Genomic DNA, 26,343 nt, shown 5'->3' on the forward strand with positions numbered 1-26,343 from the left:
TGATCCCCTTAGTTTAGTGTTTGATTTATAAAGGAGCCTTCAAGCATATTCTGCCTAAAAACAATTTGATCTTCATATTTCACGATTGTTATCTCGAGTGTTCTACTAAGTGCCGACAAAAGCATATCCAAATCCTCATTTTCTATCGATCCCGAAACTTTTTTTGTCATTAACAGCGGGTTGGCAATGACGACCTCTTTGCCAAAAAGTTTTTCTATACGATCTGCAACCACTGTTAACGGGGCCCTTTCAAACTCGAAAAGCCCCTTGGTCCAAGAAGTATAGCGATGGGTATCTACATTCTGGATGGTGATATCAGAAGCCACCCGGCTAAAAACGGCCCGTTCACTTGGCCTTAAAATTGTTTCATCATTTTTCGCAGATAAACCTTTTCGCTGTATTGCCACCTTTCCTTCTTCAAGAACTACTTTTGTGATCTCATCCCAGGTATTCACCATAAAGCGCGTTCCCAATACATGGATATTGCCATCATTTGTTTGAACCTGGAAAACGGGACCTTCACCCGATGCTCGGTGTGTGACATCGAAAAAAGCTTCGCCTTCCAACTGTACCCCAACCGTATCCTCATAAACCCATCCGGCGTGATATGTCACCGAAGAATTAGCATTCAACGTTATCCGTGTCCCGTCATTAAGTACAATAATCTTTTGTTCTCCATAATCGGTAGTGGTAGTTAACAGTTGCGGGACCTGTATCTCATTGTCTTCCAAAGATGGGACAGGCATAAAGTCGGTATATTCGATTGTAAACAACATTGCGATCAATAACAGCACTGTTGCAGCGGCCGTTAGCATCCATCCCAAATAATGGGATGAAGTAATTGAGGAGACCGCTTCATTTACATGACGCCGAGGCATTGTAATACGTTTCTGGAGTTGCTCCCAGCTGTCATACTTTTTATGATGTGGCGGTATTTCTTCCCGACTACCCCGTTCGAGCTCCAACACAATCTTCTTTGCCGTCAAAATATTTTCCCTGCAATCAGCATGATTTGTAATCCAATGCTCCCAACGTTGATTTTCCTTCTCCGCAGCATTTCCGAAACACCAACTGCGAAAAGCCGGATCGGTAATAAGTTGTACAATGATCTTGTTTGAGTCTTTTGCCATAAGCCGTTGTTCAATAGTCTTCGTTGATAAAGAGGAGCAAAAACTATTGCTGTACCCAAACAATTTTTTAATAAAAAGAGCCCTCTAAATACTTATTAGGCCCTTTTTTGCTATTAATGACTCACTAATTATTTCGGAAGGATGAAAATTGTGCGCAGGTTGTGTACTTATATAATAATGAGGAAAAGAAGACCAAGAGCTATTTTAATGCCTTCTTTTTCGAATATTTTCCGCAATCGTTCAATAGCGCGATACATATAATTGCGCACTGTTTGATACTCAAGTCCCAAGATTTGCTCAATCTCTGAATAGCTCATCCCTTCGTAATATTTCAGGAACAACACCTCTCGCTCGCGCTGCGTTAAATCTTCGCAGATCTCTTGAAGTTTTTGATGAAGCTTTGCCTGCTGTTCATTATCAATGAACAGCCCTTCAACACTTACCACCTTCTTCATGTCACTTTTAAAGGAGACCGACCTATAGTTGATATCATTCCTCTTTTTAATCTCTCCCATTAATCGACGCCGAAAACTGATCCAAAGATATCCTTTTACATTTTGGACCTCAGAGAGCGTTGCACGGCTTTCCCAAAGCTGATAAAACAGTTCTTGCAGACAGTCCTCAACCAATTCCTCTTTTGAACACACGGATAATCCGTATGAAAAAAGAGAGTCATAATAACGTAGAAACAGTGTGCGAAGTGATCCTTTTTGCCCTTCCTTCAATTTCGCCCACAGCTCCTCATCTGATTGTGGTATGGAGCGTGTGCTACCCAATTTTTCTTATAGCCCTGAAATAAAAATGTTATCCAAATGTCCTTCTCATTTGGATCTGTTCTTGAAGTATAACATCCACAGGGTAATAGTCAACTCTTTTCTAAAATAAAAACAATTATTTACACCTAATTGTTATAATACCCGTCGAGCAGCCAGAAATCGATTGCGCCAATAACTTTTTCCAAGCTTGCTTATCATTACGCCGCTTGAGGTAGAGGCATGTAAAAACTCCCCACTGTTAACGGCAATACCAACGTGCAGGGTTTTACGACCGGTTTTAAAAAATACCAAATCACCGGTCCGTACCGCAGCCCGGCGTATTTTACTGCCTACATTCAGTTGTTCTTTGGTGTTTGTTGGCACATCAATCCCAAAATAGTCATCAAGCACAATATTCACGAATCGAGAGCAATCGACTCCCTCCTGTGATGTTCCACCCAATAAATACGGCGTCCCTTTCCAATCACGGTAAGCTTGTATTAGTGATGCTTTGGCCTCATCTAATGATGATACAGCTATTGCCGTATTCGATGACGACTGATCAGATGTTGCCGTATCCTCTTCAACAGACGGAGAAGAACTATTCTCTACCGCTTGAGCAGGGTTTTCGTTTCCGCCAGTAACAGCAGGCGGATGCGAAGATCGCGGGACGACCCCGCAGGCCACCGCAAATCCTCCGATCATAAATATTACTAAAACCTTGCGCATATACATTCCCTGCCGTTTCTATATTTTGAACTTACAATCTCCTTTAAATGATCTATATTTAAGGGTTTAAAGATAACATTAAATTAAGTGTTTTATTACAATGCAACTTCTGGTAAATATTGATCACATTGCTACTCTCCGCAATGCACGCGGCGAAGGGTATCCCGATCCCATTGAAGCGGCTAAAGTCTGTGAGCAAGCCGGAGCTTCAGGTATCGTCTTTCACCTGCGAAAAGATCGCCGTCATATCAAAACGGAAGATGTATATCGATTAAAGGAAACTGTTAACGGTAATCTTGATTTTGAGATGGCCGCTACCGACGAAATGCTGACCATCAGCAAAGATGTTAATCCGGAACTGGTGACGCTTGTTCCAGAGAGCCGGGAGGAACTTACCACCGAGGGTGGACTTGATATGGAAACAGTCTTTGAGGATTTTCGCGATCGGGTATTTCCGGTTTATGCCGATACTGATATTGCCATAAGCTTGTTTGTGGATCCCAATAAAAAGGATATCGAACTGGCTGCCGAACTGGGCAGTGATGCTATTGAACTACATACCGGTACCTATGCCAATGCATCCAACGAAGCAGATAAACAAAGTGAACTAAAACGTTTGCGGGATGGAGCCGAGCAGGCTCACAAGCTGGGAATGAACGTTAATGCCGGGCACGGCTTAAATCTCGACAACCTACAGCCTTTGGTCAATGAAGTACCACATTTGAACGATATCAGTATTGGTCATGCCTTAGTTTCATCTGCCTTATTCGATGGTCTTGATGAAACGGTAAAAAAATTCTTACTCATCATGAATACTGCTAACTAATTGTATTAATCTTCGGAGCTGAAATCTCCCAATTTTTATCACCACTATGGAAAATACTAAAGATCATCGTTCGGGATATGTAGCCATTTTAGGAAAACCCAACGCCGGCAAATCTACTCTAATGAACCGCCTGCTGGGTAACAAGATTTCGATCACCACACATAAACCTCAGACCACCCGCCATCAGGTTATTGGAATTCACTCCGAGGAAGATATGCAGATTATATTCCTGGATACCCCCGGCGTCATCGACCCAAAATACGAACTCCAGAAAGCAATGATGAAAACAGTGGATCGTGCCCGCACCGATGCCGATATCCTATTGCTCATTGTCGACGTAAAGGATCACAACATACCGGGACGCATTTACAAGATGTTCTCCTCGATGAAGGGTAAGCAGATATTCCTGATTATCAACAAGATTGATAAAGTCACTGATCAGGAAGCTGAGGGAGTTGCCCGCAAGCTTGAAGATGAGTTCGATTTTGACGACACCTTCTTTGTCTCAGCCCTTAACGGTAAGGGACTTCAAAACCTTATGGATAATATTAAGGAAAATATTAAACCGGGTCCGCCCTTCTATCCCAAGGATATGCTAAGCGAGCAGCCAGTGCGATTTTTTGTGGCCGAGATGGTTCGAGAGCAATTGTTTTTGCTTTACCATCAGGAAATTCCATACTCCTCTACTATTGATATCGTCCAGTATGATGAACGGGACGATCTGGATTACATCAGTGCCGATATTATTGTGAATCGTAATTCGCAAAAAGGGATACTTATTGGAAAGGGAGGAAAAGCGATCAAAAAACTGGGTAAAAACGCCCGTGAAGTCATCGAAGATTTCGTGAATAAAAAAGTCTACCTGGATCTCCATGTAAAAGTACGCGAAAAATGGCGCGAAGATCCAAGCCGAGTGCGACATTACGGTTATTAGTAGTAAACAATCCGCAAAATTTTGTAAACTTTGCGGATTGCCATTAATTTCTTTTATGAGCCTGAATAAAATTTTCTCTCCCGCCAAACCACTTAAATACTTCTTCGCGTTTTAGATTTATTGCCTGCTTGGACAGTAAACTATGATACGAACTATATGGCCAGTCCGTAATATTATCCACAAAACCATGTTTAATAGGGTTTTGATGGATATAGCAGATTAATTGGGTGTAGTAGGAATCTTCAGTTATCGATTTTCTATTAAGATTATCCAGAAATAAACTTCCTTTTCTATCATACATTTTATTAAATGATTTCGCATACGAAATCAGAAAGTTCTTAAACTGATTAGATATTAGATCCGCAAAGTTTTCGAAACTTTGCGGATCTCTATCTGGATACTTCTTCTTAGCAAATCTCAACAAAGCCTCCCTACTTTTTACCCTCACCATAACATGAAAATGGTTCGGCATCAGGCAGTACGCAAAGGTATCTGCAATATGCGGAATATACTTTTGGTATCTCTTTAAAAAGAATGCGTAATTTGTATCTTCTCTGAAGATGAGATCTCCGGCATTGCCATGATTATAGACATGATATATCGCATTCGGCTCAAAAGACTCTCTATTATTCCCCATAACAAGAATAAATCCTGATGAATATTTTAAATAATCTACTTAACGATTTGTTTTTACGAAAATACAGTTTCTGTAACTTACTGGGCCTACTACTTTCGTTAACCCTTCTATTTCCGATTTTAGTAACAGCTCAAGATTCAGGCGTACTTGCTACCAAAAAAGACTCCCTCCGCGGTTCAATAACTGCTGAACGGGATTGGTGGGACGTAGTTTATTACGATTTACATGTTACTGTCCAGCCGGAGGACTCCTCCATCACTGGGTATAATAAGATCACCTATCGCGTTACCAAAGAACCGAAGCGTATGCAGATTGACCTGCAAGATCCGCTCACCATCGATCAGATAACACAAGACGGCCAAACACTTGATTACAGCAGGGCTGAAAACAGTTACGCCTATATGGTCGAAGTACCCGATAATTTTAAAAAAGATTCGCTTTATACCATCTCAGTTTATTATCAGGGTAAACCGAAAGTAGCTGAAAACGCCCCATGGGACGGTGGATTTGTCTGGGAGCAGGACTCTCTCGGCAACCACTGGATTGCAACGGCCAACCAGGGATTGGGCGCCAGCGTCTGGTGGCCCAACAAGGATCATCAGTCTGCAGAACCCGACAGTATGAGCATCAATATCACCGTTCCCGATGAAATTAAAAATGTCTCGAACGGACGTCTTCGTGACACTACCCAACATGATAACGGCATGACCACCTGGAGCTGGTTCGTATCCAATCCTATAAACAACTACAACATAGCCGTTAATGCCGGCAACTACGTAAATTTTAAGGATACGTACGAAGGTAAAAACGGCACGCTGGATCTAAGCTATTGGGTGCTGGAACACAACCTGGGAAAAGCAAAAGAACAATTTCAGCAAGTTAAACCGATGATGCAGTGTTTTGAGGATTGGTTTGGACCGTATCCCTTTTATGAGGACAGTTTTAAGCTGGTGGAAACCCCACACTTGGGAATGGAGCACCAAAGTGCGGTGGCTTACGGCAACGGATATCAAAATGGCTATCGCGGCACCGATCTTTCCGGCTCGGGCTGGGGATTAAAATGGGATTTCATCATTATTCACGAAGCGGCTCACGAGTGGTGGGGCAACAGCATCACCACCAACGATGTGGCGGACATGTGGATACACGAAGGTTTTACCAGTTATTCGGAGTCCATTTATACCGAGTGCCGCTTCGGAAAGGAAGCAGGAGCTGAATACGCCCGAGGCATGCGCGACGGCATTGAAAACAAACAACCTATTACGGGAAAATATGGACTCAACAATGAAGGCTCCGGCGACATGTACAATAAGGCTCACAACATGCTGCACATGATTCGTCAGATCGTGGATAATGACTCTACTTGGAAAAACATACTCCGCGGGATACAAAAAGAATTTCGTCATCAAATTGTAACTGCTGACCAAATTGAGCACTATATCATGGAACAGTCAGGGGAAGATCTGGATGACGTTTTCGATCAATACGTGCATTATGCTAATATCCCTACTTTCGAATATTATATCAAAAATGATGTTCTGTTTTACCGGTGGAAAGCCGACGTCGATCATTTTGACATGCCCCTCAAAGTCACCTTAACCGATGGGAGCTATACATTTATCTACCCATCAACAGATAGATGGAAGCGAAGTAATTTGTCACTTTCAGATACTAATAATTTTAAAATTGACAAGGATTTTTATATAAAAGCAGATTCTATATCATCCCGATAAAATGATACTTGTATCATAACAGATAATCGATTATGTTTGATTTGAAATTCAAAAAACCAAGACATGAAACGAATACAAAAACATATTTGTCGCCTCTGTTGTATGTGCATGTGTATGCCGCACCTGCAACCGGAGGACTGATTCGTTTTACTCTTGTAAAACAGATTCAAAGCCCTTCGGTTAATCCCGAAAGGCTTTTTTAGTTTTTGTACGATTGTTCTTTTGATTTAGTGAGCACTCTTATCCAGAAAAGCTGAGGGATCAGGCCCGAAGACGCTTTGGCAACCGTCCCGCACTTCACCGTGCGGGGAAAAGGTGCCACTTCCTGCTCCGGTAACACGGGGAAAGATGAGAGAACAGGCCAAACTCATTGCGAGTTTTTTAAGCCTCTTCTGAGATCTTTACCCCACCGGTGTAAGATCTTGGAAGAGGCTTTTTTATTTGCATGAAATTTAAAATCCACGGATCAAAAACTCCGAAGAATATTACGAACTAACAACATTATGAAGTCAACATTTAACAACTGGTACGACAAAAAGATGCGAGCGACAGAAGAGCTCAGTGCCGAAACCGATCGCGCCGAGAAAACGCTGGCAAATATATCCACTATCGCTATTGTGGGACTGTCGCGCAGTTTTCATAAAGACAGCCAGTTTGTAGCCCGCTACCTCCAAAATGCCGGATATAACATCGTACCGGTAAATCCCAATGCAGATACCATTCTGGGTAAAGAATCCTATCCGGATCTCAAAAGTATCCCTCATCCCATTGATGCAGTAGATGTATTTCTGCCGTCCGATCATATACATAAAGCAGTTGACCAGGCTGTGGAATTGGAACCAAAGCCGAGAGCAATATGGCTGCAACTGGGAACCGGTGAACAACCTAAAGAAATAGAGAAAGTGAAAGGAACGGGAATTGAGATTTACGAAAACCGCTGCATCAAAGTGGATCACCAATTTTTGATACGACCGAAAAAAGAATCAACCAATAACAACTAATCAATAAATACCAATACCATGAGTACTAACGAAAAAGAAGAACGCAACCTCAAATTTGAAACCCTGCAACTCCATGCGGGACAAGAACCCGATCCCACAACGGGATCGCGTGCCGTTCCCATTTATCAAACGACCTCCTACGAGTTTGATGACACCGAACATGCGGCAACCCTTTTTGCCCTGAAAGAATTCGGCAACATCTACACCCGGATTATGAATCCCACCAGTGATGTGTTTGAAAAACGCATTGCCGCACTCGAGGGAGGTGCTGCAGCTGTAGCCACCGCTTCAGGACAATCGGCTCAATTTATGACCATTGCTACCATTGCACAGGCCGGCGACAATATCGTTTCCACCAGCTTCCTCTACGGGGGAACCTATAATCAATTCAAAGTTACATTACCACGACTCGGTATTGATGTAAATTTTGTTGAGGATGATAAGGTTGAAAGTTACGAGGCCGAAATTGATGAGAATACCAAAGCTATTTATGTAGAATCTATTGGTAATCCCCGCGGCAATGTGCCGGACTTTGATGGCCTATCTGCCCTTGCGGAAAAGTACGGAGTCCCGCTAATCGTCGACAATACCTTTGGTGCTGCCGGTGCTATTGTTCAACCCATTAAACATGGCGCCAACATTGTGGTCGAGTCGGCTACTAAATGGATTGGCGGTCACGGCACCAGCATCGGCGGTGTTATAGTAGACGCCGGAAACTTTAACTGGGGCAACGGTAATTTCCCGGTGTTTACTGAACCATCTCCTGCATATCACGGACTCAATTTCTGGGAAACCTTTGGTCCCGACGGCCCATTTGGCAATATTGCTTTTGCCATCCGTGCACGCGTAGAAGCATTGCGCGATTTCGGATCTGCACAATCACCATTTAACAGTTTCTTGCTACTGCAAGGGCTCGAAACCCTATCACTGCGCACCGAGCGGCACTGCGAAAATGCTCTTGAACTGGCCAAATGGCTACGTGAACAAGATGTTGTGGATTGGGTGAATTATACCGGACTCGAGGATCATCCTTATCACGAACGAGCCAAAAAATATCTGAACGAAGGAAAATTTGGTGCTGTACTAACCTTCGGGGTTAAAGGCGGATTTGAATCTGCACGAACCTTCATTGAAAACGTCGAAGTTTCCAGTCACCTGGCTAATGTCGGCGATGCCAAAACGCTGGTTATCCACCCGGCTTCTACCACCCACCAACAGCTCAGCGAAGAAGAACAGGCTGCCAGCGGTGTAGAATCCGACCTGATTCGCGTTTCGGTAGGCATTGAGCACATCGATGATATTAAAGAAGACTTCGAAATCGCGTTCAGTAAAATCAAGCAACCGGCGTAACCTATTACCCATCGGATGGCTGAATCTGCCATCCGGTGGATTATTAATCAATAATCAAAATCCATCGATCCTGAAACAAGCATTACTACGCCAAGGCTTTGTAGCACAAGGTTCAGGATAACATTGAACACAATGAGCAACAACCAATCACATACATTTGAAAAACCGTTTGTTACCGAGGGCGGAGCTACAATACCTGAGCCAACGATAGCATATCAAACGTGGGGTGAGTTAAATAGCCAACGTGATAATGTCATTCTGGTCTGTCATGCCCTAACCGGCAATACCGCTGTTGACGAGTGGTTCCAGGGAATATTTAGTAAAGGGAAAGCACTTGATCCCAATAAGCACTTCATTATTTGTCCCAATGTTTTGGGCAGCTGCTATGGATCAAGTGGTCCTACTTCGATCAACCCTGAAACCGAAAAACCATACCGGGCTGATTTTCCCAAAGTTACTATTCGCGATATCGTACGGCTGCAACAACAACTTTTTGACGAACTCGATATCAACAAGATAGAACTCGTTATCGGTGGATCAATGGGTGGCATGCAGGCACTGGAATGGTGTATTATGGATGAACGCCCGCAGTCAGCTGTATTAGTTGGGATGGGTGAAAAACATCGTCCCTGGGCGATTGGCATAAGTCATACCCAGCGCCAGGCTATTTATAATGATCCCAGCTGGGACGGTGGATTCTACTCCGAAGACGATCCCCCTAAAAAAGGATTGGCACTGGCACGTATGATTGCGATGAACAGCTATCGGCACCCCTCCGATTTTGATAAAAAATTCGGTCGGCGATTGCAAGAAGGAAAATCCCAATACGAAGTAGAATCGTATCTCAGCTACCAAGGCAAAAAGCTCGTTGACCGGTTTGATGCGGTTTCCTATGTACGTCTCACTCAGGCGATGGATTCTCACGATATCAGGCGAAGTCGCCCCAAAATAAGGAAAACGATTGCCGGTTTAACTATTCCTATTGCGGTTGTAGGCATCGACAGCGACATGCTTTATCCCGCAAAAGAATGTCAGGACCTGGCAAATCAATTACCAAACAGTCGGTACAAAGAAATTACATCGCCGCATGGTCACGACGCATTTTTAATCGAATTCGATCAGCTTAACTCTATTGTAAAATCACTTCAAACAGAACTATCTCAAAAAGCAGTTTAATAGCAATGTCACATTCAGAAACACATATCTTAAAATTCGGCGGTTCTTCACTGAAAAATGCCTCACTCATAAATCAGTCGGCTAACATTGTTGCTGGCCATATGCAAAAGGCACATCCGATTGTAGTTGTTTCGGCCATCGGTGGTGTTACTGATACGCTCATCGAATTAACCAATCTTGATCAAAAAACGGAACACAAATCATGCCGTATTATTAATGATCTGGAACTTAGGCATCGCCGCATTTTCGATGAAGTAGCATCTGTCAGCCACCCTAATCGGGGGGACCTTCAAGACCTATTCGGTCGACTTAGGACCACTTTTGATGATAAAAGCTTAAAAAGTGAGCATTATCAAGCGTGGAAAGACCAAATATTGTCTATCGGCGAACGGGCCTCTGCACTCATATTTTCCGCAGCGTTATCAGAACAGCAGATAGAATCAACTGCTCACGAGTCATCTCATTTTGTAAAGACAGATTCTACATTTGGCAAGGCACGGGTACAGCGTGATGCTACACGAAAATTAATTAGGAAGTTTATCAACCAATCACAGGCTGTACCTGTTATTACCGGCTTTATTGGCTCTAACGAGAAGCAGCAAATTACTACGCTTGGTCGATCGGGCTCGGACTACTCGGCCGGACTTATTGCTGATGCTCTTGATGCCGATCACCTTGAAATCTGGACGGATGTGGACGGAGTTCTCACAGCCGATCCGCGCTGGGTACCGGATGCAGAATCTATTGAACAGCTCAGTTTTGGCGATATTTCCGAACTTTCAGCCCACGGCGCCCGTGTCATTCATCCCAAAACCATACAACCCATCCAAAACAAAAAAACCACCGTGTTAGTTAAAAACAGCTACAATCCTGAGCACCCCGGCACACTCATTACTTCAGATTTTGACACCAATGGGTCACTTAAAACGATCGCCATTACCGGTCCGTTTGTAAGACTGCAGATCGATCAGAAATACGCTTACGATCTGTTTGAAAAACTGAACAAATGGAGCGCTGACAACCCCAATACAAAACCAATAGAATTTAGACAGCAATCAGAATTTGAGGCAGTTCGATTCTCGCTAAAACAATCCTTTTTCGAAGACATCAAAGAACAGCTTTCGGCATGGGCGGCCAAGCAAAATACGCTCTTTAATCTTGATGATAACCTATATAAGGTAAAAAAATTCAGCAACCAGTTTAATAAAGGAGAGCAACTATCAGGACGGGTCATTTCGCTGCTCGCAAAAAACAATATTCAACCGTTACACACCGAACGGAACTACGACGAACGCTTTATCTCCTTCTTACTACCTGAGGATGAAGCCCGTCGGGCAGCGCATTTGATTAACAATGCCATTTCTAAAACTAAGCCTGTCATCGACCTTTTTATAGCCGGCACCGGAGCTGTCGGAAAGACACTGCTTAACCAACTTAACAAGCTAAAAACCACTGATATTGAATTCAGGCTGATCGGCACCTGCAATAGTCGCAATACACTTTGGAATACAGATGGAATAAATTTAGATACAACCCTAAACTGGGATGAAGCCGAACAAACAAACTGGGATACCCTGCTGGACAAACTCACCAAAAACCAACATCGAGATCTTATTTTTGTAGATGCTACAGGAAGCGAAGAAGTGGCACGTCTGTATCCCAAATTGTTTGCCAACACAATTCACGTAGTTACCCCCAGCAAATTAGCTAATACATTTGAGCAGTCATTTTTCGACAAACTGCAAAGCCTAATTCAAAAGCATCATTCCTCCTTCAACTATGAAACGACCGTTGGAGCCGGCCTGCCGGTTATCTCTACGATCGAAGAGTTACAATCGACAGGGAATAAAATTACTGAAATATCGGGCGTAGTTTCCGGAACAATGACCTATCTTTTTAACCAACTCGAACAGGATGTCCCCTTTAGTAAGGCTATAGCTGATGCGCGTAAAAAAGGCTACGCCGAACCCGATCCCCGTGACGACCTCTCCGGGGAAGATGTAGCTCGTAAGTTTTTAACCCTGGCTCGTACCCTTGGTATCAAAATAGAACGGGAGGAATTGCAAGTGGAATCATTAATTCCAAAAGAGCTAAAAGATGTTGATGGCAAAACCTTTTTGGGAAAGTTGTCAGATTATGACAGCGAATGGAAACAACGTATCCGTTCTGCCCAAGAACGTAATGAGACACTCCGTTACACCGGCAAACTTAAAGATGGTAACATAACAATTGGAATAGAATCTGTTCCTCAGGACTCTCCTCTCGGACAGCTTAAAGGAACCGATAACCTCATTCAGATTTATTCTGAATTTTATAATCAAACGCCCTTGGTTATTCAAGGTCCTGGGGCTGGAAAAGAAGTTACAGCAGCCGGTGTGCTTAGTGATATCCTAAAAACTGTGGAGCAGCTAACCTGATACTAATCAACATTTTATAAAAATTTTTAACCAATGTTAGATTGCTCTTAAAAAAATGTTTTTTTGCTCCAAGTTATGTAATGTAGTTGTAGAACAATGACAGTTATGTTTAAGATCTGAACGATCGCAACATTCATCTTGAAAGATAATACTCCAATAAGAGAGTAACTGTTTGCAAGAGTGATTAGGCTCAAATACTCATTAGAGAGTAAACATAACTGGCTGTAATGAATCTGCAGGTGCTTATTACATTTATACCATAGAGTGGCTATTGGGGTAGTCAACTCTGTAAAGACAAGGGACCGATCGGAAGATCGGTCCCTTTTTTATTGTTTATATTTTTTGTGCATAGCTTACCTCTCATTACAATGCTCTGCGTTGTGATTATAAAAGTTCACCACTTATCACCTACAAGCATGAATACTCTTACATGACATAGATATTTTCCTACCGGATATTATCATCAAAATTATATTTTGGCGGTTCCACATCTTTTAAATGTTTCACAAAATAATCCCACCGCATATTCATAAAATACCGGGAGTTGCCAAAACCGTGACCTGCGTTGGGAAATACCATAAGATCAAAGTCTTTATCGGCTTTGATTAAAGCATCCACCATTAATAGCGTATTCGTAGGCGGAACGTTGTCGTCCATCAACCCATGGGCAATTAAAAGTTTTCCTTCCAAGTTTTCAGCCAGTAATTGATTCGCCTGCTTATCATAATTGTCACCCTGCTCATATAAGCCGAGCTCATTTTTATCCACATTCTCTTTCCTTTTCAAAAGTCCGTGCCATTTTTCACCCCAGTCGGCCTCATAATTACGATTATCATGATTTCCGGCACCGGAAACCGCGACCTTATAAAAGTCGGGATGCTCCAATATAGCACGCGTTGAAGCAAATCCTCCGCCGGAGTGTCCCCAGATACCTACGCGCGTAGTATCCATCCAGGAATGACGATCGGCCAACTGCTTAATAGTTGCAATCTGATCAGGCAATCCGTTATCACCCATATCACCGTAACAACTATCGTGGAAAGACTTAGATCTTCCCGGAGTACACATCGCATTTACCTCGACAACGATAAAACCAAGTTCAGCCAGCGACTGTTTATCAGATCGAGAAGCACTAAATCCAAATGTACGAATACTTCCCGATTGCGGACCAGGATACAAGTAGTTTAATACCGGGTAAGATTTGGTCGAATCAAAATTGGTCGGCTTATACATTAGTCCATACAGATCCGTTTCACCGTCACGGGCTTTCACGGTAAACGGCTCAGGAGCCTGCCAGCCATTTTCAATTAATTGACTGACGTTCGCTTCTTCCAATTCCATCACTTTTTCGCCATCTAAATTGCGGATTATTGAAACCGGAGGCGAATCAACTGTTGAGTAGGTATCGGTGAAATATTCTTTATTATCCGACCATGTTATTTGGTGATGCGCATTTCCGGATGTCAGATTCGACAATCCCGACCCATCCAAATTCACCTTATATAAATAGTGGTAATAGGGATTTCCCTCCTCTCGATTTGACCCTGTGAAATAGACCGTTCGGTTTTCTTCATCTACGTGCTGTAGGTCAAGCACCCGCCAATCGCCTTCTGCAATTTGATGCTTCAGCTCACCGCTTTCTAAATCATACAAATAGAGGTGTCCCCAGTTATCGCGCTCCGAAAACCAGATCACTTCGTTGGTTTCCTCAAGCACCGTCCAACTTTCTTCGCTGTATCCCGATTCAAAATAGGTATCAACTTCCTCTTTCAGTACGTCACGCACTTCACCGGTCTCGGGATCGGCCGCGTGCAGCTGGGCTACTTTATGATCACGGGATGAGGACACAAAAAACAACTGCGAACCGTCGGCACTCCATTCGTTATCCAAAAACCGTCCGCCCCAATCGGCAATGTGATCCGAAATCGTAGAGCGGTGAAAATCGGGCTCCATGTCCAGATCGATGACTTTGGGATTTTCCTCATCGGCATGTACAACTACTCGTTCAATTTTGAATACGGTACTATCACCGGGCAACGGATACTTCCACCGCTCCAAATCGGAGTGTCCTACTTTTGTATTATAAAGATACATTTCTCCAACCCCTCGACTATCGTGGCGGAAGGTGGCAATCTTCTCAGAATCAGGTCCCCACAACAATACCGGACGGTCGTTGCGGACCCAGCCGGCGTTGTTGGTTGCATAACCGTAATACTGCTCACCGTCGGTAGTCAGCTGCGTACGCTCATCGGTTTCGGTATTACGCATCCACAAGTTATGATCTTTGATATACACGGCTTTTTTGCCATCAGGAGACAACAGTTCGTCCGTTTTTTGAAGCTCAGGCAGTTTTTCTGTTTTGTAGGATGATAAATCAGTCTCAAACCGCTGTCCGTTCATTTGATAACTCAATTTATTCTCTTCCTCGGAATATGAGACATCGTTCAACGACAAGCTTTGGGCATCAATCTCTTTATCCACTTTTTCAGAAAGCGTATCAGCCACTCGTTGATGATCAAAGGCTTTTTTCTTTTCTCCAGATTCAGGATCAGCCATGACATACTTAACTCCCTCCTCCGCTCGTGTATTATATATAAGAACATCAGATGACCAATTCTGTCCTAATACCGAGTTCAAAACTTTATCATAGGTATTTTGCCACAGAAACTGCTCGGCTCGCTTATAGTCTTTGGCGGTAACTGTCTTTTTCGTTTCAGATTTTTCTTCTATATGCTCCGACGACTCTTGCTGCATAGCGGACTGTTGCGAAGAGCATCCCGCTATTAATAATATAGCGAATAGAAATACTGTAAAAGGAATAGACGTGGGTCGCATCATATCACATTTTTTTCGGCATTTAAATATTAGACGATAAGGATAGCTGAAAAATAACTTGCAGGCAAAAACCACTTCTAAGATTTATTTTTAAGCTATCTTGAAAATCTATCCCACACTCTACCACACTCTTCCCATTTTCTAATATTTCAACATCTGTATATATTCAAAAATCCCTAAATCCATTCCTAAGCAACCTAAACGGCATTTTCCCCATCCAACCTCTAACATCTAACTTTCAGAAATTGATCCCCCTAAATCTTTCTGTAATAAATGCTTGACAAATTACATCCTTTAGGGGTACATTGTGGGGTGAAGTGGGAGAATGTGGGAGTTCTAAATCCACTCGTCGAATTCGATAACATTTGCTGTTAATTCTGGGGACCTTATATGCCAAGTTTCAAAGGTCAATATGAACATAGTGTTGATAATAAAGGACGCGTTAGCTTCCCGGCTAAACTGCGTAAAGCACTCAATCCCCAGGCACAGGAGCGCTTTACTATTTTAAGAGGTCTCGAACCCTGCCTTTATCTATACCCAGAGGATGAATGGCAGAAAGTAGAGAATCAGCTATCCCAGATCAACAGCTTTACCAAAGAGGGGCGCACGGTTAAGCGCAATTTCCTGCGTTTTGCCGAAGATGTGAACCTCGATAATCAGAATCGCATTCCTCTACCTTCACAATTAACTGATTGGGCCGGCATTGATGGCAAAGCCATTTTTATCGGTAGCGGCGAACGTATTGAAATATGGTCGCCCGAAAAACTGGATGAAATTGATTCCGGCCTTGATTTCGAATCGTACCAAGAACTTTTTGAGCGCGTGATGGGTGACGATGACAACCATAATGACGAACAATGATACATATCATGAGCATCAGCCGGTACTGCTGGAAGAATCCGTAGAGTATTTAATTACGGATCCCAGCGGGATCTATATCGATGCTACACTTGGCGGTGGTGGACACAGCCTGGCATTGTTATCTCACCTAAATGACGACGCTCAACTTATTGGTATTGATCAGGATGACGAAGCCCTTGCGGCAGCAAATGCCCGCATCGGCGACGACAAACGATTTTCTTCCATAAAAGGCAATTTCGGTTACCTCTCCAGGCTATTACCCCCAGAACTCCATGGGGAGGTAGCCGGAATCCTTCTTGATTTGGGACTCTCAACACATCAGATAAAAGAAGCCGACCGGGGATTTACATTCCAAAAAGAAGGTCCGCTCGACATGCGCATGAGTAACCTCCGCGGTATTACAGCATACCAGGTGGTGAACGAATACTCCTACGAAGATCTGCGTGATGTGATCTATCATTACGGCGAAGAACGGAACAGTCGAAAGATTGCCAGTGAAATTATTGATCGGCGTCCCATTGAAACCACTACTGAACTCCGCAATGCTGTGGAAGCTGTTGTAAAAGGTCAGTATCAAATAAAAAGTGTAGCCCGCGTTTTTCAAGGGATTCGAATTGAGGTCAACCGTGAGCTGGATATGCTGCGCAAAGTGCTCGAGCAATCGCTTGAAGTACTTAAAATGGATGGACGTATTGTGGCTATCAGCTATCACTCGCTCGAAGACCGTATCGTCAAGAGGTTTTTCAAAGCGGGCAATCATGAGGGAAAAATTGAAAAAGACTTTTACGGCAATCCGCTGACTCCCATAGAAGAAATTTCCGGCGGTATTATTCGTCCCACAGAAGAAGAGATCGAGCGTAACTCTGCGGCACGTAGCGCAAAGATGCGCGTTGCCCAGAAAATAGAAGTTCCGGAGGTGAAGTGATATGCATATAAAATCTCCGATGAAAAAGGATAAAGTTAAAAAGAACCGACGATCTAATAACAAAAAATCGTCTCGCTCATCCAACCGTATCCTTATTAATGGAAGTAACGGGAATAAACGAACTAATGGATCAACAAAAAAGAAAAAGGGAATATCGCTTCCCAAACTGAAACCCTGGAAAGTAATTGCAGGGGCTATAGTATTGGGCCTACTGGGTATCGTTTACCTCAATCATGTTTTTGCGACACAAGAACTATTACGCGAGGTCAACCAGCTTGAGGCTGAATATAATCGTGTTCAGCGAATGCACACCGACTACAAACTTATTTACGATCGGATTATTGGTCCGGCAGAAATTTATGAAAATGCTCAAGAAGCTGGCTTCATTAATGGCGGACCGGCTGAAAAGGTAATTGAGGTGGAAAAGTAGATGGAAAATTCTCGTTCTGCCATATTAAACAGACTCTTTATGGTCTTTGGCCTGGTACTATTAGTACCTTTCGCGATAGGACTACAGCTTTTCCGTGTTAACTTTGTGGAGGGAGATGAGCTACGAAACCTCTGGAACGAACAAGCTATCGACTACATCTCCATACCGGCCCAACGAGGAAATATATATGATCAAAATGGGAGCCTGCTTGCGACAAACAACGTCGAATATAAAGCTGCCATTGATCCCAAGATCGAGGGACTTACAAATACACAAATCGGTCAAGTCTGTGACACGCTGGCCAAATATACCAAGAGGTCTTCAGCTTTTTATCAACAAAAAATAAAACAGGCACCAAACCGGTCGCGATATGTTGTCTTAAATAAAAGTATCGATACCGAAGCCCATGAGGCCCTACGACAACTCAACATTCAGGGTGTCATTCTGGAAGAAGAATATAAGCGAAAGTACAATTTCGGAACATTAGCAGCCCATACCCTTGGATTTGTAAATCACGACCTTAACGGCATGACGGGTCTTGAAAAAGAATATAACAATCAGCTTCGTGGTGAAGATGGCGTACAGCAAGTTCGCCGCGATCGCAATGGACGTATTTATGCTTATTTGGGCGCCCCTCGCAAACAACCACAGCAAGGACATTCACTGCACACCACCATTGACTCTCATATTCAGGCTATTTTAGAAGAAGAACTTAAAGCCGGGATCGACAAAACCAGATCCATCAGCGGTTCTGCTATTGTTATGGATCCCCAAACAGGAGCCATTAAAGCAATGGCCAATTATCCCACATTCAATCCCAATAATCCTGCCTCCCTTAATAGTACGAACCGCAGGAACTTTGCGATCTCGGATATGATCGAGCCCGGCTCTACCTTTAAACTTGTTACATCCATAGCTGCCGTCGAGCAAAAGAAGGTACAATTAAATGAACAGTTTAAAACCCCCGAAGACGGCAAAACACTAATACATGGTCAATGGATGCGTGACCACGAACCGATGGGAACTCTTTCGTTTCCCGAAGTGATCCAAAAATCCTCAAACGTGGCTACAGCACAAATAGCCATGCGGCTGTCAAAAGATGCATTCTACCAATATGCCCGTAATCTCGGATTTGGTACTCCCACAAACATTGATCTTCCCAACGAAGAAAGCGGACGTCTTCCCAAGCCGTACGAATGGAGTCAAGTTACCTTGCCCTGGATGGCAATAGGATACGAAGTACAGGCTACTCCCATTCAGATTGCACAGGCCTACGCTGCCTTTGCTAACGAAGGAACAATGATGCGCCCCTATTTGGTAGAAAAGATTACAAACGGCCGAGATAAAGTTGTTCAGAAAAACAACCAAGTGCCCGTTCGAAAAATTGCCAAAGAATCTACCATCAAAAAGCTGTACCCCATTTTCAAGGAGGTCGTTTCTGATTCGGGAACTGCTGAATACGCACAGGTCGACGGACTCTCTATTGTGGGAAAAACCGGGACGGCTCAAAAATATATCGATGGCCAATATCGTAACGAATATCGCTCTTCATTTGTAGGTGTATTTCCGGCTGATGATCCTAAATATGTATGCCTTATTGTGCTCGATGATCCTGATACCTATCCCCCTTATGGTGGTGTTACGGCGGGACCTATTTTCAGAGAAACCGCCAACCGTATTGCCGGATTGGATAATGAAATCGAAAAACACATTCTGGAAAAAGAGAAAAATGATGAAATATGGGCTTATGCTCCCAATATAAAAGGATTAACAAAGAAGGATGCTAAAGCACTGTTACAGAAACAGCAATTGCCCTACAAACTGCAGGGCAACGGTGATTGGATTACTGATCAAACTCCCGAAAGCGGAACTGAATTAACACCGGACGATAAAATTGAATTAACGCTATCTGACACTATTACTGAAACAGAAGTGCAAGAATTGCCCAACGGATATTCTCGAATTCCTGATGTGGGCGGAATGAGCATGCGCAAAGCAATGGTATTGCTAAATAACCGCGGTTTTGAAACTGAAATAATTGGTTCGGGAACAATATACAGACAGTTCCCACGTCCCGGCGACATGATGAAACAGGGACGAACTGTTACCATTCGCGGTAAAGCAAAACCACTTGAGTCATTAACAACTAATAAATCAACCGAGTGACATTCGATAAACTCATATCGCTTTGTAACCCATCAAACGTCTCCGGACCGGAGCCGAATAGCATTGGTATGCTCCGACAGGATTCCCGCGAGGTAGAAACGGGCGATGTATTTATTGCGATTAAAGGATTTCAGGTTGATGGGCACTCCTTTATTGATGATGCCATTGCCAATGGGGCCTCGGTCATTATCTGTGAAGATTCTTTTTATTCTGATGATGAGGTCTGCGTTGTTGAAGTTTCGGATACCCGATCGCTTATCGGTCCGTTGGCACAAGCATTTTTTAATAATCCTGCTCATAAATTAACGCTTATCGGCATAACCGGTACCAACGGAAAAACAACAGTTGCAAATCTGGTTTATCAGACCCTGCAAAATTTGGGCGCCAAGCCTTCGCTGTTAGGCACGATTGCAAAACGCATCGGCGACCAAGAGGTAGAAAGCAAACTTACAACTTCAGATCCTATTGAATTAGCCAGCGACATGGCTCAAATGGTTGAGGACGGATCAACCCACTTGGTGATGGAAGTTTCATCACACGCACTCGACCAACAGCGTGTTCATGGTATCAACTTTGAGATTGCCGCATTCACTAATCTAAGTCACGATCATCTGGATTATCATGATGACCTGGATTCATATGCAAAATCAAAAAAGAAATTATTCGACAACCTTGATCCCGATGCAACGGCTGTTATTAATGGAGATGATGATTATGCCAGTTTTATTGTAATGGACTGCCCTGCTCGAGTCATCGACTTCAGTTTCAACAAGGCTCTCGAAGTTGATTGCCAGGTACTTTCAAACACAATGGATGGACTGGTCGTCCGTATTGGAAAAGTTATAATCGAAAGTCCGTTAGTTGGCACCTTCAACGCCTACAATCTAAGCCAGGCTTTTTTGATTTGTCGCTCCATGGGATATGAAAATGAAGAAGTGAAAAATGCTTTAGAAGCTTCCACCGGAGCAGCCGGCAGACTGGAACGCGTTGAAGGTTCGGGTGAAGACGAAAATCCCGTTGTACTGGTAGATTATGCGCACACTCCCGATGCCCTGGAAAATGTTGCTTCAACACTGGCTGACATCAAAACTAAGGGCCGAGCGTTGCACATTGTTTTCGGATGCGGTGGCAATCGTGATAAAACAAAGCGACCCAAAATGGCAGAAATTGCTGAAAAGTATGGGGATAAGGTTACTGTCACGTCTGATAACCCGCGCAACGAAGATCCCGATGCTATCATCGATGACATAATACACGGGTTTGATAACCCGGAATCCATCACACGAATTACTGATCGCAAAGAAGCTATCATACAAGCTATTAAGGACGCAGACGCCAATACTATGATTTTAATAGCCGGCAAAGGGCACGAAACCTATCAAGAGGTTGCAGGTGAACGCCATGATTTTGACGACCGTGCCATTGCCCAGGCAGCATTAGGTAACAGAAATTTGAATCCTAAAAACGGGGATACCTAATGCTGTACGAACTCTTACATTGGTTAGAAGTTACTTATCAGCCCCCTGGCTTTGGTGCATTTGAATTTATTACAACCCGGGCTGCCATTGCTGCGGCCATGGCCCTGTTTATCAGTGTAATGATTGGTCGACGTATTATCGAATGGCTTGAAAAGATGCAACTGCGCGAAGTAATCCGCGAAGATATTGGACTGGATACACATCTTGGCAAGGCACACACCCCCAGTATGGGTGGACTAATTATCCTTCTGGCTATTCTTATTCCGGCCGCTTTTTGGATGAAAATGGATAGTATCTATACGTGGATGATTATCCTCGTTACACTTATCCTGGGCGTGGTCGGCTTTGCTGATGACTATATCAAAGTGGTTAAAAAGGATAAGTCGGGTCTAAGCGGAAGGCTTAAAGTAGCCGGACAGGTTTCTGTGGGCTTATTACTCGGACTTACGCTATACTTTTGGCCGGAGTTTCAAGACTTTAATACGCTTTCTACGGTGCCATTCCTAAAAAATGTAAACATCGACTACGCCATATTGGGCGAAGCACTCGGCTGGGTTATTTATATCCCGATGGTCGTTTTTGTAATTACAGCTGTAAGTAACGCTGTGAACTTAACGGACGGCCTTGATGGTCTTGCAGCCGGCACATCAGCTATAGCAGGACTTATCCTCGGCATTTTTGCCTACGTATCGGGACGAACCGACTTCTCTGACTTCCTTGATATCATCTATCTGCCGGGAGCCGGAGAGTTGACCATATTCGCCGCATCACTGGTGGGTGCTTGTATGGGATTCCTGTGGTACAATGCCCATCCGGCTTCTGTTTTTATGGGTGATACCGGATCTCTGGCCTTGGGCGGATCTTTTGGAGCCTTGGCTCTTATGCTGCACAAAGAACTTTTGCTGCCCATTATATGCGGAATCTTTTTTGTTGAAACCGTTTCAGTAATTATTCAGACAACCTATTTCAAATATACAAAGCGGAAATATGGTGAAGGAAAACGGGTCTTTTTGATGACCCCAATCCACCATCACTTTGAGAAAAAGGGACTACCTGAATCTAAAATTGTAATTCGCTTTTGGATTATTGCGGTGCTCCTTGGAATCCTAAGTCTCTTAACCCTTAAGCTACGATGAGAGAAGTTGCTAACAAACATATCGTCGTTGTGGGAGCCGCCCGAAGTGGGCTTGCTGTGGCATCGCTATTGAAGCGAAAAGGAGCTGATGTATTTGTGACTGATCATGGCGCTATTGCCCATTCTGTAAAGAAGAAATTAACCACACTGGATATCGATTTTGAAGAAAATGGACATACAACTAAAGCAGAAGGGGGCGCATTTTTGGCCATCAGTCCCGGGGTACCCACAGAAGCACCTCTGGTACAAAAATATCTAAACAGTGGAAAAGAAGTGTATTCGGAGATTGAAATAGCCAGCTGGTTTAATAAAAGCCCCATTGTGGCAGTAACAGGCAGCAATGGTAAAACAACGGTAACAAACTGGCTGGATCATACTTGGAAAAAAGCCAGCCGTGATCATATAACCGGTGGTAATATTGGATACGCATTCTCTGACAAAGTTGATCAAACATCAGAAAACAGCGAAGCCTTGTTAGAAGTCAGCAGTTTTCAGCTGGATCACATAGATAGCTTCCACCCACATATAAGTGTGTTACTAAATATTACGGCTGATCACCTTGATCGATACAACCATGATTTTTCAAGCTATGCAAAATCGAAATTTCGAATTATTGAAAACCAAACGGGTAACGACTGGTTCATTTACAATTATGATGATCCAACAATTACCGAGTATGTATATTCACTTAAAAAAAAAGAAGAGGGACCCCGGCTTCTACCCTTTTCAACCGACGAAGATCTTTCAGAGGCCAATGGAGCTTTTATTCGAAATCAAAACATCATTTTAAAAATCAACAAACAAGAAGAGGTACTCATGCCAACTCGTGATGTTAATCTTTCTGGTAAGCATAATTTAAGCAATGGACTTGCTACGGCTCTTGCCGCTCGTGCTTCCGAAATTAAAAGTGATGCCATCCGTGAAAGTCTGCGCACTTTTGAAGGCGTGGAACACCGTCTCGAACTGGTGCGCACGGTTAACGGAGTAAAATACATCAACGACAGTAAGGCAACCAATATCAATGCAGTGTGGTATGCCCTCGACAGTTTTGATGTTCCTATGACCATCATCTTGGGCGGACGTGATAAGGGAAATGATTACTCCGAGTTAGTCAATCAAATCCAGGAAAAAGTCCACACAATTATTGCGATAGGCGAAGCTCAGCCAATGATTGAAGAGCAACTAAAATCGATAGTTCCCAATTTTAAAACTGCTAAGGATATGAATAACGCCGTACGATCGGCCAAGGAGGTAGCCAAGCGGGGTGAAGTTGTTTTGCTAAGCCCGGCATGCTCCTCTTTTGATATGTACGACAATTATGAACACCGAGGCAATGAATTCAAAAAAGCAGTAAATCGACTTTAACAACTCAGCCTTGAGTTTTCAGCTATCCACAGTTTGTCAGATAGCTGAAAGCTGAAGACTGAAAACAAAAATTATGCTATACACAACGCCAAATAAAAATATATCATCCATACTGGGTACCAGTCCGGATGACATTGATACGCCCAAGCAAGGGAGTGACCGTATCTTGCTGGTATCAGTAATTCTATTGATGATATTTGGTGTTCTGGCCGTGTATTCATCTATTGCCTTTTTTGCCGAGACCAAACATACTACAGCCGGTAGCCTTGTAGTTGATCATACTGTAAAAGTGGGCATCGCTTTTCTGGCCATGCTCATTGTTTCGAAAATTGACTATCACATCTTGGCCAGATTCAGCCGTTTGGGCGTAGTCTTTAGCTGGATCCTGTTAATTGCCGTCATGGTATTTGGCAATGAGGTATTTGGTGCCAAACGATCACTAAGTATTGGCGGTGTTTCATTTCAGCCGACGTCATTTGCAATACCGGCATTGCTCATTCACATTTCCGTGTTATTGGAGCAGAAACAGGAATACATAAAAGATTTTAAACGTGCGTTCCTACCCATCATGTTTTGGGTGGTCATCACTTGTGGCCTTATCGGAATCGAAGACTTTAGCAGCGCTACCTTGCTGTTTTTCCTGTCACTATTGGTCATGTTTGTCGGACGTATTAGCATGATGCAGCTAAGTACGCTGATACTAATTGGCCTTATGGGGGGCGGAGTTTTAATATGGCAATCTCCTGAGCGGCAGAGTCGTATCGATCAATACGTGGACCAAGTTGTAGAAATAAATAGTACCAAATTTAACACCGAACAAGGATACCAGGCGCAACAGGCCCATATTGCCATTGCACAGGGCGAACTATTGGGCGTAGGTATTGGCAAAAGTACCCAGCGTAATTTCCTTCCGGCACCTTACAATGATTTCATCTTTGCTATCATCGCAGAAGAGTATGGACTATTAGGTTCAGGGCTGGTCATACTGATATTTACAGTCATCCTATTTCGCGGCATTGCAAAAATCGCTAAAAATGCGCCCGATATTATGGGAATGCTTATTGCCGTTGGATGTACCCTTACGATTGTGCTTTACGGATTTATTAATGCCGGCGTAGCCAGCGGGTTACTTCCGGTTACAGGACTGCCCATGCCCTTTGTGAGTTATGGTGGGACCAATATTCTTTTTGCTGGAATTATGATTGGCATTCTTATGAATATTTCGAAATACGACAGCAGTAAAAAAGCAGTGTTTTATGCATAGTGCTGTAACAAAGAACATATCATCACAGGACAAACCAGACTCCGCTGCTATGGGCAAAACAAAAGTACTCATAGCAGCCGGAGGTACTGGTGGTCATGTATACCCGGCCATCGCCATTGCAGATGCGTTGCGGGAGTCCTCTGCCGATACTGAAATTCTTTTTACCGGTACGAAAAATCATATGGAATGGGACACTGTATCCAAAGCCGGGTATAATATTACCAGCATCTGGATTAGTGGATTCCACCGTCGATTTACCCTTAAGAACCTGTTATTCCCTGTAAAACTGGCAACAAGTATTGTTCAGAGCTTTGTTATTATCAAAAAATATAATCCTGATGTAGTCATTTCATGCGGAGGATACGTTGCCGGGCCCGTGGGTTGGGTGGCAACTAAAATGGGTATTCCACTTGTTATCCAGGAGCAAAACAGTTTCCCGGGAGTGACCAACCGTATACTGGGTAAAAGTGCAGCGCTTATTTTTACCGCTTTTGATGATGCTGAAAAACATTTCCCGGAAGAGAAAACTCAATTGACGGGGAATCCCACCAGAAAATCGCTAAGTCAGGCCAACCGCAAAGAGGCAGTACAAGCATTTGACTTTAGCAGCGATAAAAAAACACTGTTGATACTCGGTGGAAGCGGTGGAGCAAAAAAGATTAACAAAGCCATGCAGAAACATATTGAAACGCTGCATAACGATTCCGGTCTTCAAATTATCTGGCAATGCGGAAAGCGCTACTATGACAAACTCCGCAAAGATGTAAAACCACAAAACTTTGAAAACTTACGACTTAAAGATTTTATCCATGATATGCCAGCAGCTTATGCCGCATCAGATTTGGTAATAAGTCGAGCGGGAGCTCTCTCCTGCTCAGAACTTGCTTTAACCAGCAAGCCGAGCATTCTCGTACCATCGCCCAATGTTGCCGGTGATCATCAGACTAAAAATGCACGATCTATGGTTGATGAAGGAGCTGCGAAATTGGTGGCTGATGACGATTTAGAAAGTAGCTTGGCAAATGTAGTTAAAGAAATTATTGATGATGAACAGCGACTTAAAGAAATGAGTAAAGCGGCTAAAAACTTAGCACGGCCTAATGCCGCAGAAGAAATAGCAACCGAAATTTTAAAACTGGTTAAAAACAAAATAACTGCTGTGTCATGCTGAATTGGGTTCAGCATGACATGTTCGA

At 43.4% G+C, this 26,343-nt stretch carries 21 protein-coding genes and 1 riboswitch; of the genes, 16 read left to right on the forward strand and 5 right to left on the reverse strand.

Annotation, left to right across the window (positions count from 1 at the left end):
• Positions 1-8: 8 nt before the first annotated feature.
• The 3 genes from CK503_RS06700 to CK503_RS06710 form a co-directional block, all read right to left on the reverse strand.
• Positions 9-1,130, reverse strand: a complete 1,122-nt coding sequence (locus tag CK503_RS06700) for a FecR family protein (RefSeq protein WP_095606023.1) — start codon at positions 1,128-1,130, stop codon at positions 9-11.
• 167 nt (positions 1,131-1,297) lie between these two features.
• Positions 1,298-1,906 carry an RNA polymerase sigma factor gene (locus tag CK503_RS06705; RefSeq protein ID WP_095606024.1) on the reverse strand — a complete coding sequence of 203 codons (609 nt, stop codon included), beginning with the start codon at positions 1,904-1,906 and terminating at the stop codon, positions 1,298-1,300.
• Between the two features lie 132 nt (positions 1,907-2,038).
• Entirely contained in the window at positions 2,039-2,614 is a 576-nt protein-coding gene (locus CK503_RS06710; protein WP_176466238.1) for an NlpC/P60 family protein, read from the reverse strand.
• Positions 2,615-2,714: 100 nt separating this feature from the next.
• Between CK503_RS06710 and CK503_RS06715 the strand changes: the two genes are divergently transcribed.
• Both CK503_RS06715 and era read left to right on the forward strand, forming a co-directional pair.
• The gene (locus CK503_RS06715; RefSeq protein ID WP_095606026.1) at positions 2,715-3,440 is read left to right on the forward strand and encodes a pyridoxine 5'-phosphate synthase; all 726 of its coding nucleotides are present in this window, start codon (positions 2,715-2,717) and stop codon (positions 3,438-3,440) included.
• A 46-nt stretch (positions 3,441-3,486) separates the two neighbouring features.
• Positions 3,487-4,374 carry a GTPase Era gene (era, locus tag CK503_RS06720; protein ID WP_095606027.1) on the forward strand — a complete coding sequence of 296 codons (888 nt, stop codon included), beginning with the start codon at positions 3,487-3,489 and terminating at the stop codon, positions 4,372-4,374.
• A gap of 43 nt (positions 4,375-4,417) precedes the next feature.
• On the opposite strand, the gene CK503_RS06725 is transcribed toward era, so the two are convergent.
• Complete coding sequence (locus CK503_RS06725; protein ID WP_095606028.1) at positions 4,418-5,011, reverse strand: hypothetical protein; 594 nt, start codon at positions 5,009-5,011, stop codon at positions 4,418-4,420.
• 17 nt (positions 5,012-5,028) lie between these two features.
• On the opposite strand from CK503_RS06725, the gene CK503_RS06730 reads away from it, so the two are divergent.
• The 5 genes from CK503_RS06730 to CK503_RS06750 all read left to right on the forward strand — a co-directional run bounded on the left by CK503_RS06730 (position 5,029) and on the right by CK503_RS06750 (position 12,688).
• Positions 5,029-6,744, forward strand: coding sequence for a M1 family metallopeptidase (locus CK503_RS06730; RefSeq protein WP_095606029.1), 1,716 nt, complete (start codon positions 5,029-5,031; stop codon positions 6,742-6,744).
• Between the two features lie 237 nt (positions 6,745-6,981).
• A riboswitch (SAM riboswitch) is annotated at positions 6,982-7,099 on the forward strand.
• Positions 7,100-7,247: 148 nt separating this feature from the next.
• Positions 7,248-7,745: a CoA-binding protein gene (locus CK503_RS06735; RefSeq protein ID WP_095606030.1), complete on the forward strand. Its 498-nt coding sequence runs from the start codon at positions 7,248-7,250 to the stop codon at positions 7,743-7,745.
• A gap of 18 nt (positions 7,746-7,763) precedes the next feature.
• Positions 7,764-9,095, forward strand: coding sequence for an O-acetylhomoserine aminocarboxypropyltransferase/cysteine synthase family protein (locus CK503_RS06740; RefSeq protein WP_095606031.1), 1,332 nt, complete (start codon positions 7,764-7,766; stop codon positions 9,093-9,095).
• Positions 9,096-9,227: 132 nt separating this feature from the next.
• The gene (gene metX / locus CK503_RS06745; protein ID WP_095606032.1) at positions 9,228-10,271 is read left to right on the forward strand and encodes a homoserine O-acetyltransferase MetX; all 1,044 of its coding nucleotides are present in this window, start codon (positions 9,228-9,230) and stop codon (positions 10,269-10,271) included.
• Positions 10,272-10,276: 5 nt separating this feature from the next.
• Entirely contained in the window at positions 10,277-12,688 is a 2,412-nt protein-coding gene (locus tag CK503_RS06750; protein WP_095606033.1) for an aspartate kinase, read from the forward strand.
• A gap of 447 nt (positions 12,689-13,135) precedes the next feature.
• Here the strand turns inward: CK503_RS06750 and CK503_RS06755 are convergent, their stop codons facing one another.
• Positions 13,136-15,526: a S9 family peptidase gene (locus tag CK503_RS06755; RefSeq protein WP_217988359.1), complete on the reverse strand. Its 2,391-nt coding sequence runs from the start codon at positions 15,524-15,526 to the stop codon at positions 13,136-13,138.
• A 387-nt stretch (positions 15,527-15,913) separates the two neighbouring features.
• Between CK503_RS06755 and mraZ the strand changes: the two genes are divergently transcribed.
• The 9 genes from mraZ (at position 15,914) to murG (ending at position 26,318) form a co-directional block, all read left to right on the forward strand.
• Positions 15,914-16,384 (forward strand): division/cell wall cluster transcriptional repressor MraZ, encoded by a 471-nt coding sequence (mraZ, locus tag CK503_RS06760; protein ID WP_095606035.1) that lies wholly within the window; start codon positions 15,914-15,916, stop codon positions 16,382-16,384.
• Positions 16,371-17,309 (forward strand): 16S rRNA (cytosine(1402)-N(4))-methyltransferase RsmH, encoded by a 939-nt coding sequence (gene rsmH / locus CK503_RS06765; protein ID WP_095606036.1) that lies wholly within the window; start codon positions 16,371-16,373, stop codon positions 17,307-17,309. Before mraZ ends, rsmH begins: the two co-directional genes overlap by 14 nt.
• 19 nt (positions 17,310-17,328) lie before the next feature.
• On the forward strand, positions 17,329-17,739 hold the full coding sequence (locus tag CK503_RS06770) for a hypothetical protein (protein WP_255233351.1): 411 nt from the start codon (positions 17,329-17,331) through the stop codon (positions 17,737-17,739).
• Positions 17,740-19,905: a peptidoglycan D,D-transpeptidase FtsI family protein gene (locus CK503_RS06775; RefSeq protein WP_095606038.1), complete on the forward strand. Its 2,166-nt coding sequence runs from the start codon at positions 17,740-17,742 to the stop codon at positions 19,903-19,905.
• Positions 19,902-21,383, forward strand: a complete 1,482-nt coding sequence (locus CK503_RS06780) for a UDP-N-acetylmuramoyl-L-alanyl-D-glutamate--2,6-diaminopimelate ligase (protein WP_095606039.1) — start codon at positions 19,902-19,904, stop codon at positions 21,381-21,383. The genes CK503_RS06775 and CK503_RS06780 overlap by 4 nt, the downstream gene beginning before the upstream one ends.
• Positions 21,383-22,519 (forward strand): phospho-N-acetylmuramoyl-pentapeptide-transferase, encoded by a 1,137-nt coding sequence (gene mraY, locus CK503_RS06785; protein ID WP_095606040.1) that lies wholly within the window; start codon positions 21,383-21,385, stop codon positions 22,517-22,519. The genes CK503_RS06780 and mraY overlap by 1 nt, the downstream gene beginning before the upstream one ends.
• Positions 22,516-23,883: a UDP-N-acetylmuramoyl-L-alanine--D-glutamate ligase gene (murD, locus tag CK503_RS06790; RefSeq protein WP_095606041.1), complete on the forward strand. Its 1,368-nt coding sequence runs from the start codon at positions 22,516-22,518 to the stop codon at positions 23,881-23,883. The genes mraY and murD overlap by 4 nt, the downstream gene beginning before the upstream one ends.
• Positions 23,884-23,956: 73 nt before the next feature.
• Positions 23,957-25,147, forward strand: a complete 1,191-nt coding sequence (locus tag CK503_RS06795; RefSeq protein ID WP_095606042.1) for an FtsW/RodA/SpoVE family cell cycle protein — start codon at positions 23,957-23,959, stop codon at positions 25,145-25,147.
• A gap of 49 nt (positions 25,148-25,196) precedes the next feature.
• Positions 25,197-26,318: an undecaprenyldiphospho-muramoylpentapeptide beta-N-acetylglucosaminyltransferase gene (murG, locus tag CK503_RS06800; RefSeq protein WP_095606185.1), complete on the forward strand. Its 1,122-nt coding sequence runs from the start codon at positions 25,197-25,199 to the stop codon at positions 26,316-26,318.
• Positions 26,319-26,343 lie beyond the last annotated feature (25 nt).

Source organism: Fodinibius salipaludis (assembly GCF_002287075.1).
Classification (GTDB): Bacteria; Bacteroidota; Rhodothermia; order Balneolales; family Balneolaceae; genus Fodinibius; species Fodinibius salipaludis.

What these genes read in the sequence shown, in the direction of transcription:
- era (WP_095606027.1), top strand. Translation starts at nt 3,487, where the DNA reads ATGGAAAATACTAAAGATCATCGTTCGGGATATGTAGCCATTTTAGGA.
- CK503_RS06735 (WP_095606030.1), top strand. Translation starts at nt 7,248, where the DNA reads ATGAAGTCAACATTTAACAACTGGTACGACAAAAAGATGCGAGCGACA.
- CK503_RS06710 (WP_176466238.1), bottom strand. Translation starts at nt 2,614, where the DNA reads ATGCGCAAGGTTTTAGTAATATTTATGATCGGAGGATTTGCGGTGGCC.
- CK503_RS06715 (WP_095606026.1), top strand. Translation starts at nt 2,715, where the DNA reads ATGCAACTTCTGGTAAATATTGATCACATTGCTACTCTCCGCAATGCA.
- mraZ (WP_095606035.1), top strand. Translation starts at nt 15,914, where the DNA reads ATGCCAAGTTTCAAAGGTCAATATGAACATAGTGTTGATAATAAAGGA.
- murD (WP_095606041.1), top strand. Translation starts at nt 22,516, where the DNA reads ATGAGAGAAGTTGCTAACAAACATATCGTCGTTGTGGGAGCCGCCCGA.
- metX (WP_095606032.1), top strand. Translation starts at nt 9,228, where the DNA reads ATGAGCAACAACCAATCACATACATTTGAAAAACCGTTTGTTACCGAG.
- CK503_RS06730 (WP_095606029.1), top strand. Translation starts at nt 5,029, where the DNA reads ATGAATATTTTAAATAATCTACTTAACGATTTGTTTTTACGAAAATAC.
- CK503_RS06725 (WP_095606028.1), bottom strand. Translation starts at nt 5,011, where the DNA reads ATGGGGAATAATAGAGAGTCTTTTGAGCCGAATGCGATATATCATGTC.
- rsmH (WP_095606036.1), top strand. Translation starts at nt 16,371, where the DNA reads ATGACGAACAATGATACATATCATGAGCATCAGCCGGTACTGCTGGAA.
- CK503_RS06750 (WP_095606033.1), top strand. Translation starts at nt 10,277, where the DNA reads ATGTCACATTCAGAAACACATATCTTAAAATTCGGCGGTTCTTCACTG.
- CK503_RS06740 (WP_095606031.1), top strand. Translation starts at nt 7,764, where the DNA reads ATGAGTACTAACGAAAAAGAAGAACGCAACCTCAAATTTGAAACCCTG.
- CK503_RS06795 (WP_095606042.1), top strand. Translation starts at nt 23,957, where the DNA reads ATGCTATACACAACGCCAAATAAAAATATATCATCCATACTGGGTACC.
- CK503_RS06775 (WP_095606038.1), top strand. Translation starts at nt 17,740, where the DNA reads ATGGAAAATTCTCGTTCTGCCATATTAAACAGACTCTTTATGGTCTTT.
- CK503_RS06755 (WP_217988359.1), bottom strand. Translation starts at nt 15,526, where the DNA reads ATGATGCGACCCACGTCTATTCCTTTTACAGTATTTCTATTCGCTATA.
- CK503_RS06770 (WP_255233351.1), top strand. Translation starts at nt 17,329, where the DNA reads ATGAAAAAGGATAAAGTTAAAAAGAACCGACGATCTAATAACAAAAAA.
- murG (WP_095606185.1), top strand. Translation starts at nt 25,197, where the DNA reads ATGGGCAAAACAAAAGTACTCATAGCAGCCGGAGGTACTGGTGGTCAT.
- mraY (WP_095606040.1), top strand. Translation starts at nt 21,383, where the DNA reads ATGCTGTACGAACTCTTACATTGGTTAGAAGTTACTTATCAGCCCCCT.
- CK503_RS06700 (WP_095606023.1), bottom strand. Translation starts at nt 1,130, where the DNA reads ATGGCAAAAGACTCAAACAAGATCATTGTACAACTTATTACCGATCCG.